At 42.6% G+C, this 15,093-nt stretch carries 13 protein-coding genes and 2 pseudogenes; 9 read left to right on the top strand and 6 right to left on the bottom strand.

The genetic code is table 11. The features are described from left to right. Positions 1–539: 539 nt before the first annotated feature. The 7 genes from AACU32_RS05930 (at position 540) to AACU32_RS05900 (ending at position 7,898) form a co-directional block, all read left to right on the top strand. Complete coding sequence (locus AACU32_RS05930; RefSeq protein WP_339377557.1) at positions 540–1,139, top strand: FAD-binding protein; 600 nt, start codon at positions 540–542, stop codon at positions 1,137–1,139. After that, positions 1,136–1,477: a 4Fe-4S binding protein gene (locus AACU32_RS05925; RefSeq protein WP_096598722.1), complete on the top strand. Its 342-nt coding sequence runs from the start codon at positions 1,136–1,138 to the stop codon at positions 1,475–1,477. Before AACU32_RS05930 ends, AACU32_RS05925 begins: the two co-directional genes overlap by 4 nt. Positions 1,478–1,563: 86 nt before the next feature. After that, complete coding sequence (locus AACU32_RS05920) at positions 1,564–2,238, top strand: HAD-IA family hydrolase (RefSeq protein ID WP_096598720.1); 675 nt, start codon at positions 1,564–1,566, stop codon at positions 2,236–2,238. Positions 2,239–2,692: 454 nt separating this feature from the next. Then, positions 2,693–3,718, top strand: coding sequence for a formylglycine-generating enzyme family protein (locus tag AACU32_RS05915; protein ID WP_339377556.1), 1,026 nt, complete (start codon positions 2,693–2,695; stop codon positions 3,716–3,718). Further along, entirely contained in the window at positions 3,708–6,068 is a 2,361-nt protein-coding gene (locus AACU32_RS05910; RefSeq protein WP_096598718.1) for an arylsulfatase, read from the top strand. The genes AACU32_RS05915 and AACU32_RS05910 overlap by 11 nt, the downstream gene beginning before the upstream one ends. A gap of 92 nt (positions 6,069–6,160) precedes the next feature. Next, on the top strand, positions 6,161–7,039 hold the full coding sequence (locus AACU32_RS05905; protein WP_096598716.1) for a bile acid:sodium symporter family protein: 879 nt from the start codon (positions 6,161–6,163) through the stop codon (positions 7,037–7,039). Positions 7,040–7,226: 187 nt separating this feature from the next. After that, positions 7,227–7,898, top strand: coding sequence for an HAD family hydrolase (locus AACU32_RS05900; protein WP_096598714.1), 672 nt, complete (start codon positions 7,227–7,229; stop codon positions 7,896–7,898). Between the two features lie 126 nt (positions 7,899–8,024). On the opposite strand, the gene AACU32_RS05895 is transcribed toward AACU32_RS05900, so the two are convergent. The 3 genes and pseudogenes from AACU32_RS05895 to AACU32_RS05885 form a co-directional block, all read right to left on the bottom strand. Then, entirely contained in the window at positions 8,025–9,263 is a 1,239-nt protein-coding gene (locus AACU32_RS05895) for an acyl-CoA dehydrogenase family protein (protein WP_096607876.1), read from the bottom strand. Positions 9,264–9,299: 36 nt separating this feature from the next. Next, a pseudogene (locus AACU32_RS05890) lies at positions 9,300–9,539 on the bottom strand (LLM class flavin-dependent oxidoreductase); the annotation flags it as partial. 166 nt (positions 9,540–9,705) lie between these two features. After that, positions 9,706–10,311, bottom strand: coding sequence for a nitroreductase family protein (locus AACU32_RS05885; protein ID WP_096598712.1), 606 nt, complete (start codon positions 10,309–10,311; stop codon positions 9,706–9,708). A gap of 486 nt (positions 10,312–10,797) precedes the next feature. Between AACU32_RS05885 and AACU32_RS05880 the strand changes: the two genes are divergently transcribed. Further along, the gene (locus AACU32_RS05880) at positions 10,798–11,451 is read left to right on the top strand and encodes a hypothetical protein (RefSeq protein WP_339377553.1); all 654 of its coding nucleotides are present in this window, start codon (positions 10,798–10,800) and stop codon (positions 11,449–11,451) included. Positions 11,452–11,583: 132 nt separating this feature from the next. Beyond that, positions 11,584–11,712, top strand: a complete 129-nt coding sequence (locus AACU32_RS05875; RefSeq protein ID WP_096598708.1) for a DUF1634 domain-containing protein — start codon at positions 11,584–11,586, stop codon at positions 11,710–11,712. Between the two features lie 470 nt (positions 11,713–12,182). Here the strand turns inward: AACU32_RS05875 and AACU32_RS05870 are convergent. From AACU32_RS05870 to AACU32_RS05860, 3 genes and pseudogenes are all read right to left on the bottom strand, one after another. After that, positions 12,183–12,311 (bottom strand): annotated as a pseudogene (locus AACU32_RS05870) (cadmium resistance transporter); the annotation flags it as partial. A 121-nt stretch (positions 12,312–12,432) separates the two neighbouring features. Further along, entirely contained in the window at positions 12,433–13,302 is an 870-nt protein-coding gene (locus AACU32_RS05865) for a CmcJ/NvfI family oxidoreductase (RefSeq protein WP_096598706.1), read from the bottom strand. 131 nt (positions 13,303–13,433) lie between these two features. Next, complete coding sequence (locus AACU32_RS05860; protein WP_096598704.1) at positions 13,434–15,059, bottom strand: FAD-dependent oxidoreductase; 1,626 nt, start codon at positions 15,057–15,059, stop codon at positions 13,434–13,436. Between the last annotated feature and the right edge of the window lie 34 nt (positions 15,060–15,093).

The raw sequence follows: 15,093 nt of genomic DNA, 5'->3' as shown, positions 1-15,093 counted from the left end.
ATTTAATGATGTGTTGCACTATCTAAAATTTGTTGTCATCCACACATTTTTTGCAACTGTGGGATAGTCTTTGGCTCATAATTAGCTAGGGTTTAAGAAAAAAGTGAGCCTAGTTGCTGGAATTTGAAATCTTACTCCCTTCTCTAGGCTCAGGCGGCATAACTGTTCAGAACCTTGGCAATCAGCGTTTGAAAGTTAATGTTTAATTTCTCAAACCATAAACTACGGTAATTCGACCAATAAACCGTATTTTATAAATATGAGATTTGCATATATGGCGATAAAAAACAAGGGGTGAGATTTTCAAGCTTGCTTCTTGAGGTGAACTGTGGTAGGTTCATATTGCAGAAAATACAGTAGCTCGACTGATTTACCGTAGTTTAATAAAAAATGTTACTAACCTACTCCAAAGAGTTGCTGTGCTAGATAATTTCCTACCTAACTTTGGGTAAATAGTAATGAGCCGAAAGATTTTATTAATTCAGTGCGATCGCGTCTGTTAAAAAATTTCATCAAATAATTCTGCTAATAGTCTGACGGTGCAGTCATCCAAATCGTCACGCCTAATATATCAGGCTGTATTTACTAATGCTGCTTGGGCAATCTCTACAGGACAATGGGCAGGAGAAGGTGCAACCGCCTTTGCGAAAAGTCTGGGCACTCATGCTCATGAAAGAGTTGTGCATCCTGCTGGAAAAACGGGAATGCGATCGCATTCTCCCACATCTGAAACATTCGATAGTCAGGCGATCGTGCGTGGTGTCCAAGCCGAGGTGTTCCCCTTGGAGAAGAATTACTTGCGCTCTGAGCAGAAACTTCTAGATTCCCTCGCCAAATTAGAAACTTTGTGGCAGCAAGTACAAGGGAATCCCAAACAAGATACTGTGCGCGATGTAGAATTTTCTCGACGAGCAGCAGCTCTGACGGCTGTAGCACGATGGGGATATTTTAGCGCTTTACATCGCACAGAAACCCGCAGCGAACATATTCGCATAGATTATCCCGAAACCGATCCCAATCAGCGTTATTACCAAGCTACAGGCGGCTTAGATAAGCTTTGGGTAAGACGGGATTGGATTACAGATGAGACTACTAAACCACCAGTATTCACAACTCAAACTATAGCTTCAGTATCATGATCGAGCTTGTCAGCCATCAACTGTGCATTAATTGCAATGTCTGCGTTCAAGTATGCCCTACCAATGTCTTTGACGCAGTTCCCAACCAACCACCTGCGATCGCGCGCCAGGAAGACTGTCAAACTTGTTTCATGTGTGAGGCATACTGTCCAGCAGATGCGCTCTATGTTGCACCCCAGTCTCATACTAATATTGCAGTCAACGAGGATGATTTAATTGAAACTGGCATTATGGGTGAATATCGCCGCATCTTAGGTTGGGGATATGGCAGAAAAAACAATAGTGAATTAGATACTGCTCATAAACTGCGCCAACTACCGCGACCTTATCAAAGTTAGTTTATTGTTGACGGTTGACGGTTGACTGTTAACTGTTAACCGTCAACGATATGAAACGGAATAATTTATTTTGTCGTTTTTCATAAATGAAGCATCTTTGTGTCATTTTTGATTTAGATGGAACATTAGTTGATAGTGAGAGGCTTTGTAACCAAGCATTTATCGATTTGCTACCTTTTATCAATGAATCAATTGATAGTCTGATTTGTCGATATCGTGGCAGAAAGTTAGCTTTAATTTTAGCGGATATAGAAATAAGATATGGCGTAAAGTTAGCTATTGATTTTGAGGCAACATATCGTCAAAGGGTGAATGAATTATTTGAATTTTCCTTGCAACCAATAACAGGTGTTCCAGAGATGTTAAAAACATTAGAATATCCTGTTTGTGTTGCCTCAAGTGCGCCGATAGCAAAAATTCGCAAGGCTTTAAATGTAACTGATCTGTCGCATTATTTTGGCGTAGACGCGGAGCGGCTTGTCGTCAGACATCGCTTGTTTAGTTCTTATGAGATAGGCTCGTGGAAACCTGACCCAGGTTTATTCTTATATGCAGCTAAGAAGATGGGCTTCCCGCCCGAATCTTGTGTTGTTATAGAGGATAGCGATGTAGGAATTCAAGCCGCACATTCAGCAGGAATTTATGCTTTGAAATATTCAACAGAGGAAGAAGCAGAGGCACAGAACAATGTATTTTCTAATATGAAATTTCTTGCAAAACGGCTTGATAATATTTATGCGCTGAAATGCGATCGCTCATAAATAGCAAAGACTATGTCATAAGTTGATAACTTTTGGTGACAGGGCATATCGCTAAGCCTTTTTACAATCTGTAACATCACTTAAAGGCGCTGCTTTTAAGAGAAAGCTTTGCTGAAGTTACAATCTTTATCACAATAGTTGAGAAGTTGTCAACAATAACAACATAACTAGTATTAATGATCATTTTTTACGAATAAGAGCACAATACCAAGCTATATCAATGCTAGCAAACTAGGTTCTTGACTTATTTTTGCTTAAGAGGTAGGTTATCAATATTGTCCTAATTACGGTAAATCTATCGACATAAAGTATGATACGGCTTTAAAACAATATAAAGTTTTTTAAATTAGTGCAAATTCATGATAATTTTTGATGAATGAAAAATTGCTAATTTTTTGCATATTAATAGACTGATGAATATTTATCAGCAATATTGAGTCATTTTGATTTCTTCATGTTAGCAGTCAACACCACTGTGTTAAGTAAAAGTTTTTTAGCACTGTTATTGGTTACAGGAGTAGCGATTGCACTCATCATTTCTCCTGCCTTTGCCACTTCCCTAAATCCCTGTCCTTCAGAAATGGTAATGATTCCAGGCGGGACATTTACGATGGGATCGGATAATTCAGGTTATATAGAAGAACTCTCAGCACAAGAGGTAAGAGTTAGTTCCTTTTGTATCGATAAATATGAGATAACAAATTCACAATTTGCAGAGTTTGTCAAAGCGACGGGTTATGTCACAGTTGCAGAGCGTCCTTTATCAAAAGAACAGTTTCCCGACTTGCCAGATGAGCAGAGATTACCCGGTTCTTTAGTGTTTGCAATAGTACAACCAGGAGCAAAACAACTAAGTTGGTGGCATTGGCAGACTGGGGCGAATTGGCGACATCCCTTGGGAAAAGAAAGCGCTATCGCCCATCAAGATAAGTATCCAGTCGTTCATATAGCCTACGAAGACGCTGTAGCTTACGCCCAATGGGCAGGAAAATCACTACCCACTGAAGCCCAGTGGGAATATGCTGCTCGTGGTGGGTTAAATGGTGCCACTTATGCTTGGGGTGATCAATACTCGGAGAAAAAAGCCAACACCTGGCAAGGAATCTTTCCCTTTTTCAATACCAAAAAAGATGGTTACGCAAGTATTGCCCCCGTTGGTTCCTTTCTACCCAACGGTTATGGTCTTTATGACATGACCGGTAATGTCTGGGAATTAACATCCGATTGGTTTATGCCAGGACATAACCACAAAACCCACAGTGTTAATCCTACAGGCCCAGAACAAAGTTTTGACCCCAATAAACCCAGCGAACAAGCCCTACATGTAATTAAAGGTGGTTCTTATTTATGTGCGCCTAACTATTGCAGTCGCTTCCGTCCAGCAGCGAGAGAATCTCAAGCCCCGGATACGGGAACAACTCATATCGGATTTCGCTTAGTGAAGAACTTGACTACAGAAAGGATCAAGAATGAAGTTTGAATCCAAGCACTGGAATTTATTTTCAGAAATTGCCAAGGCGATCGCTTTATCATTGCTGATCGTTTTGTTAACGATCAATAGCCCCGCCCTAGCAGCTACATCTGAAGTATTGCCTCTGCCCTTACCAGAGTTTAAGGGTAAAATCGGCCTCACCTACAAAGATTCACAACCAGACTTTCCCCAAACCATCAGCGCCCCAAGCAACGCCCCCAACGTCTTGCTAGTAATTCTAGATGATGTGGGCTTTGGACAAGCCAGTACCTTTGGCGGCCCGGTGGACACACCCAACTTAACCCGCCTAGCCGAAACAGGATTACGCTACAACCAATTTCACACCACCGCCCTGTGTTCTCCTACCAGAGCAGCTTTGTTAACTGGACGCAATCACCATTCCGTGAATACAGGGGTAGTTGAAGAATTAGCTACAGGTTATCCTGGCTACACAACAGTTTTACCTAAGAGTGCTGCTACCGTTGCCGAAATCCTGCGACAAAATGGTTATAATACAGCGGCTTTCGGGAAATGGCATAACACCCCAGACTTTGAAACCAGCGCCGCCGGGCCTTTTGATCGCTGGCCTACAGGGTTAGGATTTGAGTATTTTTACGGCTTCCTTGGTGGTGATACTAACCAGTGGAGTCCGGCTTTAGTGGAAAATACTAAACGGATAGATAAACCCAACAAGCCAGATTATCACCTGACACCTGACTTAGTAGACCATGCGATCGCCTGGATTCGCAACCAACAATCCATTGCGCCAGAAAAACCGTTTTTCGCCTATCTCGCCACAGGCGCTACCCACGCACCCCACCACGCCCCCAAAGAGTGGATTGAGAAATATAAAGGTAAATTTGACCAAGGCTGGGATAAATTACGCGAAGAAACCTTTGCCCGACAAAAGCAACTAGGTGTAATTCCTGCTAATGCCCAACTCACCCCCCGCCCTCAAGAACTGCCAGCCTGGGATTCCCTCTCAGCAGAACAGCAAAAACTCTATGCTCACATGGCCGAGGTATTTGCTGGATTTTTAGGTCATACAGATTATGAAGTAGGTAGGTTAATTAATGCTGTTGACCAACTGGGAGAACTGGATAACACATTAGTCATATATGTTGTGGGAGATAACGGTGCTAGTGCCGAAGGCGGATTAACAGGTAGCGTCAACGAACTGCAAGTTTTCAATGGTGTACCCGAAAATCTGCAACAACTGCTAGCTGCATATAATGACTTAGGTAGCCCCAAAACATTCAACCATTTTCCTGCTGCTTGGGCATGGGCAGTTAGCAGCCCCTTCCAGTGGACAAAGCAAATCGCCTCTCACTTTGGCGGTACTCGCAACCCCTTGGTGATTTCCTGGGGCGCAAATATTAAAGACCAAGGTGGCATCCGTAGCCAATTTCATCATGTCATTGATATTACCCCTACTATCTTAGAAGTAGCGGGAATTACTGTCCCTAAAGAAGTAAATGGTGTCAAGCAACAACCAATTGAAGGTACTAGCCTTGCATATACCTTTGACAATCCTGATGCGCCTTCCCATCGGGAAACTCAATATTTCGAGATGCTAGGTAACCGAGCTATTTACCATGAAGGTTGGATAGCGGCGGCGCGTCATGGTCGCTTACCTTGGGAACGAACTGCAAAAGGCAACTTTGATACAGATAAGTGGGAACTGTACAACATTAGCGAAGATTTTAGCGAGGCGAATAATCTAGCCAAGGCAAACCCCAAAAAGCTAGAAAAACTGCAAAAATTGTTTTTAAAAGAAGCCCAGAAGCATAACGTATTACCACTAGACGATCGCCTTGCTGAAAGATTTGATGTTAAAATTCGTCCCAACCTCACCAGAGGACGCACAACATTCACCTACTATCCAGGTACAGTTGGCATTCCAGAAGGTAGCGCCCCAAATTTGAAAAATCGCTCCTTCACTATTACAGCCAATGTAGAAATTCCCGAAAATGGGGCAGAAGGTGTAATTCTAACCCAAGGCGGTCGCTTTGCTGGCTGGAGTTTTTTCCTTGAGGATGGCAAGCCTACATATATCTACAACTATGCCAATACCGCCCGCTACACTATCCAATCACCAGAAAAATTACCCGTCGGTAAATCAACAATCCGGTTCAACTTTGATTATGACGGTGGTGTAGGTGCAGGTGGAATCGGCAAATTATTCATCAATGACCAACTCTTAGCCGAAGGTCGAGTTGATAAAACCATCGCTTACCGTTTAGCCCTAGACGAAACCTTTGATGTAGGCAGAGATACAGGTACTCCCGTTGTTGACACCTACCAAGTACCCTTTGCTTTCACTGGTAACTTACAACAAGTCAGCCTGGACTTGAAGTAATCCAGATTTGATATGGGGCATGGAAATTAGGAAGCAAAGAAGAAATAACTATGCCCCATGCCCCATTCCCAATGCCCCATGCCCTATAAATCATGAATGAAATATTAGTAATAATCGACAAACTTGCACTCTTCACATTCATTGTGTTCACTATGTTAGGTGCAGGTTTAGGTCTCACCATCAAACAAATTTGGGAACCACTCCGCAGCCCTAGACTTGTCATATTGTCTTTGGTGACAAATTTTATATTGGTGCCAAGTTTTGTTTATATACTAGTACAAATAGTACCTCTGAGTGAAGCACTCAAAGATGGTTTACTCATCATGGCATTAGCATCAGGCCCGCCAGCTTTGCCTAAACTTGCTCAAATAGTTAAGGGTAATATAGCCTTTTCTGTGGGATTAATGATGTTGCTGATGTCTGGCACTATTTTTTATATGCCAATGGTACTTCCTTTAGTGGTGCAAGGATTGCAAATCAATTCTTGGGATATTGGCAAACCTTTGTTATTGATGATGATTAGCCCCTTAGTAATTGGACTATTTATCAAAGCAAAATTTGCGGTGATCGCTCCTGTTATTCAGCCTATTTTATTCAAATTATCTAGTACTGGATTATTGTTAGGGTTAGTAGTCAGATTAATAATTCACACCAACGATATTATCGGTTTATTACAAACAGGTGCAATATTTGTTTGTGCAGTATTTATTATCTTTTGCTTTAGCGTTGGTTATCTTTTAGGCGGGCCTGGTATTGATACTCAAAGAGTGTTAGGAGTAGGAACAGCCCAACGCAATTTTGCCGCAGCATTATTAGTAGGTACAAGTAATTTTGACGACCCCAACGTGGTGAGCATCATCATGGTGACAAGTTTATTAATGATGGTAACAGTTCTGATTGTCGGGCCAAAGTTTATAGAGTTAGACCTGCCTAAAGATGAAGATATCAAACAGTTAGAGATATCACGATAAATGTATTTTATTTAACAATCAAAAATCCAGAATATGTAAATAAAATAATATTACTTTTAAATTAATTTAATTAAAAAATTAATATAAATAATCTTATATATAGAAAAATCCTTGGAAAATGCTCCTAAAAACTAAAGGATAAATAATTATCAATCTTATGATAAAATCCTAAATTTGAGGCAAAAAAATGGGCAAAAATCGATTCGAGCTTGTGATTTTTGATTGTGATGGAGTTTTGGTTGATAGCGAACCAATTCTTAATCGTATTTTTGCAGAAACGCTCACTGAAGCTGGCTTTCCTATCACTTATACAGAAGTAACTCAAAAATTTATTGGCAAGTCCTTAAAAACCTGTTTAGAGATTATCGAGGCATCTTATAACAAACCATTGCCCAAAAACTTTATGGAACTTTGTAAAGAACGAGAAATGGCTCTCTTGCAGCAAGAATTACAGGCAGTTTCAGGAATTAAAGAAGTATTGGAGCAAATTACATTACCCAAATGTGTAGCATCAAATAGTAGCCACCGCCATATTCAAATGGTATTGAAATTAACGGGGCTTCTACATAAATTTGATGGCAAAATATATAGCGCTAATGATGTTTCACGCCCCAAACCTTTTCCCGATGTGTATCTCTATGCAGCCGAGCAAATGAATACCAATCCAGAATATTGTGCTGTAATTGAAGACTCTGTACCGGGCGTACAAGCAGCATCCGCAGATGGAATGACTGTTTTTGGCTATGCCCATCACAGCGATGTCTCAAGACAAGCCTCTGCGCGTCTACGCACTGCTTTAGCTGAGGCTGGAGCTAAAATAGTTTTTAATGATATGCGACAGCTTTGTCAATTATTATAGCTGGGGCATGGGGCATTTATCATTGGTGATTTGTCATTATTTATTTCTCCCTACATTCCCTCCTCTTCCCATACTCCCCATACTCCCTCATCTCCCTCATCCCCTTCCCTCTGCCCTATTTACACATTAAAAGAATCCTCGTGTGGGCAGTGGTTTGTTGTTGATTTCGTAGTCGCCAATGGCACGGGCTTTAAAATGACTTGGGTTGTGTGATGCCAAAGTGCGGGCGTTGCGCCAATGACGATCTAAATTAGAGCTTTTTTTGGTTGTGGAAGCCCCACCAACTTCAAATAATAAGGTGGCTGAACGTAGTGCCAAGTCATCGACAATCAATTTGGCTTTGGATGCACTTAAAGAAGCTGCTAGTGCTGCCTCTGTCTCAGCCTCTTCTCCCTGGGCTTTGGCAGCAGCAAGGCGATCGAGAGTATCGGCTGCGGCGAGAACGATCGCTTCGGCGGCAAAGGCATTAGCAGAAATTTGACCGACAGTTTGCTGCAATAGGGGGTCATCTGTTGCTTGCTCGGCTACCGCATGGTAGAAGGTTCTGGGGCGTTTGTGAATCAGCGCCTTTGCATCCCGCAACACACTGCGAATAATACCAGCGTTAATCGCAGTTAGGAATAATTGCGGCACAATGTTGTAAGGCAGGTTATCTTTGTCTATGTCTGTATCAAGAATTACTTCGTCTGCCTCAACGCGGACGTTAGTGAACGTAGTCGTTCCCGTACCTGTTAGCCTTTGCCCGAAGCCATCCCAGTCGTCTACAAGTTCAATTCCCTCACGGTTGGTAGGAATGAGTATGAACGCTGTAGTGTCATCTGGCGCTAACACACGCACGAAGATTAAGTCTGCATAAATGCTACCAGTGCTATAATACTTCGTACCATTCAGACGATAACTGTTGCCATCAGGTGTTAATTTTGTATTCACGACTTGACCACCACCAGAGCGTTTGGCTTCCAGTTCGGTTGTAGCAAGTCCAATAATTGCGCCATCAACGACGGCTTTTAACCATCGACGATTCCTTTCGCTGCGTTCAGAACGCAAAATTCTCTCTGTAACTGAGAAATGATTTCGCACGATGTGAGCGACGTTGGGATCGGCATCACCCAGGCGAATCACAACCTCGAACAGTTCGCGTGCAGTGCTACCAGCGCCACCTTCAGCAACGGGGATGCGCAATGCACCCAACCGGGAACGCCGGATCAGGTCGATGATATTAAAAGGAAGGATGCGATCACGATCGCGCTCAGTTGCTCCCAGAGCGATAAAATCCAACAGAGTTTGCAATTCGGGAGAGTTGACTGCGATAGGAGCAGCGAACTTAAAGGCGGAATCTAAAGCTTTTTCTTCAATTTGAGTCATTGTTTTTCTCTGTGATAATTTTTTTAATAGCTGCATCTAGCTAACAGATGCGGTTGTGGTTTGAAAGAAGCGATTAGCGGGGCGAGTAAGTCCCAGATTTTCCCGCAGTGTCTTACCTTCATACTCTTGGCGAAAAATCCCACGTCGTTGCAGTTCTGGCACAACCTTATCTACGAAATCATTCAGCCCCTCCGGTAGATAAGGGAACATGACATTGAATCCATCAGACCCTTCCTCGGTGAGCCATTGCTCCATTTCATCGGCGATCGTTTGCGGCGCGCTGCATCTAGGGCGAGGTCAGGCTGGACAAACAAGTCGGTGATATAGCGATCAACCGCAGCCCAATGTTCTTGGGTCATATAACAATCCTAAATTATTCGTAAAATTCTTCCTTGTTAATTTCCTTCGTATTCTCCTTTGGAGTATGTTTCAGTCTGTATCTTTAGTCTTTCAATAAGGGTAAGGTATGCCCCCACTGTCCAGTAAAGACAAATTCTTTCAACAGCTTGCGGACACGGGGAGCCAGTTCGCGATCGCGTAGTCCATCGGGGAGGCTTTCGGAATCGCCAGGATAGCCAACTGTCACCACAGTTGCAGGCTCATAGTCTTCTGGAATTTGGTATGTTTCCCTGGCTGTGTCTGCATTAAATCCCGCTATTTGATGGGCGAATAAACCAAGAGTTGTCGCCTGAAGGATCAGGTTTTCTAACGCCAGTCCCACATCATGAAATGCGTGTCTGTTTGTTTTCCCATCATCAGTACGGATTTTCGCAACCGCGAGTATCAGTACCGGAGCATTTTTCGCCCATCCTTGATTAAACTCTACCAAGGTACTAAGTAGACGATTGTATTCCGTTGGATCATCTTTGGTGGCAACAATAAAGCTCCAAGGCTGATGATTATAGGAAGAGGGTGCCCAACGAGCTGCTTCTAGCAATGAGAGTAGTTTATCCTGCTCAACTGAGCGATCGGCAAAAGCTCTCGGACTCCAACGACTCCGAATGAAGTCATGAACAGGGTATTGCGTTTGGGCAAGTTTCTGCGTCATTTTAATGAATTTCCTTGTTTATACTCTATTTGGATTGGCAGTAATAAACTTTCTCTACCTGCATCACTGATTAATAATTAATTGCGGTTTTTCGGGACTTGTAGCAGTTAAGAAAACTTTTTCTTAGACAACAAATTTTATACTACTATTAATCTATAGAATAACAGTACTTTTATCATGATACTGCATCAATGAGAGGATAATCAAGCATCAGCTACGAAAGATTGGCATAAATTGCTAAAACAAAATATTTATGTTGAGATGTTGATAACACACTCGGTTAACGTGAAGTAATGTAGAATGTAAATTTACATTCTGTATTAGAAACTAGAGGTTTTAGGCAGGGGCAAAATGGATCGAATTGCCCATGAACTACCCAGTTAGATTGACAACCTAATGTCCAAGGAGCGAATAAACCAAGTAGTCCGAAATAATGCTGTATGGTGCGATACCATTTGCCAAATCCACGGCAAACCGGGTAAATTCATGGACACAATATGGGTCAATCAACATGAAACCCCCCGCTTTTATCCCAACGCTGTAACTTTATCGAGAACTGAAGAATCTACTGAACAGATGGAGTGGATTCAATATCTTGCCAAGTCTGGGTTATCTGGGGAATGGGGAGTCAAGGATAGTTTCTGTAAGCTCGATTTAGCTCCATTGGGATTTCGGTTATTGTTTCAAGCAGAATGGATCTATAGATCGGCATCGCAGCCTCGACCAGATGTAAATATCGTTGGGGTGCGTTGGGTCAAACTCGATCGACAGTCCGATCTGGCTGATTGGGAAGCTGCGTGGAATGGTGATTCAGCAAAAAAGACGCGCCAAAAGCAACCGCCCATCTTCTTACCTTCTCTGCTGGCGAATGAGGATATTGCTGTCATCGCTGCATATCAAGAGTATCAGATTGTTGCTGGGGCAATTGCAAATCGTGCTGTAGATTCCGTGGGACTGACGAATATCTTTACACCTACCGCTAATGCAGAGAATTTTTTGTGTAGTTGCATTGCTAAGGTAATTGACATCTTTCCCGATCTACCGATTGTCGGCTATGAAACCGGACAGGAAGTTACCAAATTGCAGACTTTCAATTTTGAGCCACTAGGTTCTTTGAGAATCTGGGTAAGAGAGATTTAAGGCAAAGAAAAAACTTGACTGTGATTCTGCGATCGCACAAGTTAGCATCAACATTAATCAATTTGCTAGCCGTTCTGCTTCACCTGGTTCTCTTTATTCGTACATCGTCAAAGGTCTGGACTATTACTCCTTGTGGCTACCCCCATCCTGCGGATAGTAATTTCCTTTTTCGCTTTCCTCAAAATGCGTAACTGGAGATTTGTTACGATCACCTTGCTAGTACTCAGCAGCTTGATTTATAGCCTTGCAGGGTGTGCTTAAATATCTGACAACCATTTTATTGTAATTGTTTTAAATTTGTTTTAAAGAAGTAATGTGTGAGTAAAATTCGACTTTTACCAAAAGCCGATTAAATCTCTTTGCCCCCACAGTATCCATAAACCGCTGATTGCCATTGTTGTTAATACTAATTGGCGAAACTGTTGAGTGTTAATCTGGTTAAGAATATGCTTGCCTACAAAATTAGCTGGTATAGCGACTAAACCAATTACTAAACCAATACCAATTATCTGCGGTGATAATGCTCCAAAAGCAGCATATGTGACTATTTTAATTAAGTGAATATTGAATGTCTAACAAACATTAGTCAATGAGTTGTGGGCTAGGAACCTGTGCGTTATTTTTGGTTTATTGGCGTAGATGCCCAAAGTTCCACCAGTTTGATTAAAGCATTGCGCCCGTTTTCTAGCTGTTTCCATTACATACTTTTGAGACTGTAATTGTGATAGTTGGTATTGGCCAATTACAATATGCCGATGACGGAAAGTGGCATTTGCTTGAGAAAATAACAGTGTGAGGATGAATAAATCATCTAAGTTAGTAGCTACAAAAGCTGTGATTCCGGTAGGTATAGCTGTAATGTTATATAATTACGAATTATGTCCTTAAATTAAAATACTATTATTCAATATGACAAAAGCATGAAATCGTAGGTTCACAATATATTGTAAACCTACAAATTTTTCATTCAGCATTATTAATCTATGCAGGGTAAAAAACGAAAGTCCGTAATTCTATACTTTCTCTTGGAGGTGCATTTGCTGGGCTAGTTGGATCTTCAAATGCAGTGTGACCAGCAAAACGTGCGCGTCCATCTTCTGCGGAATCGAAACACTTGATGAATAGCGCTTCGTTTCTTTGCATTTGCGGAAAGTAGTACCATTTATGTTGTGGGTTGTAGGTAATGGCGTAAGTTTCACCAACGCGATCGCGGTACACTAAGTCACTAGCTACTAAGTCTGTTCGTGCAATACTTTGAGCATCACACACTGCTAATGGTGATTCTTGAATTGTCTCGCCAATTCCTCGCCAAACATTGATGATGGCAAACCGTTGTTGTAACAGACTATCAATATTATCTATACCCCGTGCTGCTAATTCTAGACGGGCGCGTGTATAGCCAGATTTAGCTGTGAAGTCGTTATGTACGCGCTTCACAGGTTCCTTAATGCCGTTGTTGATATCTTGCTTCATCAATTCGGCATTACGCAAGGTATGGTCGAATATTACTACCTGAGTTGCACCAGTTACCTCTTTTAATAACTGTTCTGCTTCTGGGTAATAAACCTGGCGAATTTCGTCTTCATCGTAAAAGTTACGGACGCTGGTATTATGCTCAGTAAAACCAAAACCGTCTCGATCTAGTGAAATATTGTTGGAGATAGAACGAGCATTGTAGATTGGCAACTTGTGTGATTGATATATGCCATTAGTGCGGGGAATACCTGATGGTGGTTCATAAGTATAGTTGACAAGTCTATCTGTCATCGGCATCAGGTATGTGAGGTTAGCCTCTACGTATGGCAAATCAAAAGAAGTTGGTCTATCTAGTACTTGGCTATTTAAGCTCATAAGTCATACCTTGTTTGATGATAAATTGAAAAATCTGCGTGTTTGCCTAGTCTGGTTCGATTATGGGGAAAAGGTGAGAGAAAAAAGCTTTGAAGTCATCTTTTTTTACACCTATGCCCCATGCCCAAAAATCACACTGTGACTAATTCCCGACTGACAACTGCTGACTCAGGTTTAACCCAAATCTTATCTAATCCACCACTGAGTATTCTGTATTGCTGATTGGGGTCTTGTTTGGGATAATCTTCCCGTTTATGCATTCCTCTGGTTTCTTGGCGTTGTAAACCACTGTTGTACATCCAACGGGCGGTAGCAACCATCGCCGCCGCTTCGCGCGATCGCACAATTTGGCTATCATCTGGAGTTTGACTGTTGCGAATCTCTTTCCACAGGTGATTGAGTCTGTCTAAGGATTCACTCAAACCAGTTGCACTGCGGAAGAGATTGCGATCGTAGGGGAAGACTTCGGCTTGAGTAGCGGCGATCGCATCTTCTGGCGATACGCGATGATTCCCTGCACCTTGCAATCCCGCTTCACCAACACTGCGAACACTCCGCAATGCTGCTTTCTCACCCAAACTCAAAGCATAGGTAGCCGCCGATTGTCCAGACCAATAACCTGAAGACATAGCCCAAGCTGCATTGTGGCTACCTCCACCTGTGAAGCCACCACAAATCAACTCCCTAGTCGCCGCATCTCCCGCCGCATAAAGTCCGCTAACGGAAGTAGCACAGGTGTAATCTGCAATCCTAATCCCACCTGTACCGCGCACAGTTCCCTCTAAACGTAGAGTTATCGGGAAACGTTGGGTAAAGGGGTCAATTCCAGCGCGATCGAAGACTACAAAGAAATTCGGCTGAGAAGACCGCATCCAAGCTTTAGTTTCCTCATCCATATTTTGGTCAAGGCGGGCATAAACTGGCTGAGTCAGCAAAGTTTTGGCGATCACTGAACGACCACGTTTAGAACCTGCGCCCTCAATTACCGTACCATCTTCATAGGTAAAAGATGCCCAGTCATAATAACGAGTCTTGGTAACTGAAGAAAACGCGGGAGAAATTGCATAAGCATTAGAAAATTCCATCCCAGAGAAGTCTGCACCAGCTTCAGCCGCCATTAACAAACCATCTCCAGTTAGCACATTACAACCCAGGGCTTTACTTAAGAAAGCACAGCCACCAGTAGCAATTACAACTGCCCCTGCTCGGACTGTCCAGCGTTCCCCAGATTGGCGATTGATGCCAGAAGCCCCAGCCACAGCGCCTTCTGCATCCACCAACAATTCTAAAGCTGGACTATGGTCTAAAATTTTGACACCTGCTTGCTTAATTTTTTTCCGCATAAACCGCATATAATCCGGCCCCTGTAAAGAGCGACGGATGACTGTACCATCAGCATCAACGCGGAAAGGATAACCCCAATCTGCAAGCGAATTAATGTTGTCATAGGTGCGATCCAACACACGAGTCATCCAATTGCGATCGCACAAAAATCCCCCCATCGCCTCCCGACTTGCCATAGCTGCTTCTCGCTGTTCTGCATCTGGTGGTACATACCACACACCATTACCTGATGCTGCGGCTGCGCCACTTGTACCGCAGTAACCCTTATCAGCCAAAATCACATTTGCGCCATTAATAGCTGCACTCCAAGCAGCCCAAGTTCCTGCTGGCCCACCTCCGATTACTAAGACATCTGCTATCAAATTAAGCTGAGAAATATTCTCTGAAGAATCTTGACGAATATAATTATTCACAAACTTTACTCCTTATATATGTATTCTTTTATGC

It is taken from the genome of Calothrix sp. NIES-2100 (genome assembly GCF_963875285.1).
Classification (GTDB): domain Bacteria; phylum Cyanobacteriota; class Cyanobacteriia; order Cyanobacteriales; family Nostocaceae; genus Aulosira.
The sequence above is the reverse complement of the archived record's forward strand: the minus strand, read 5'-3'. Positions and strand labels throughout refer to the sequence as shown.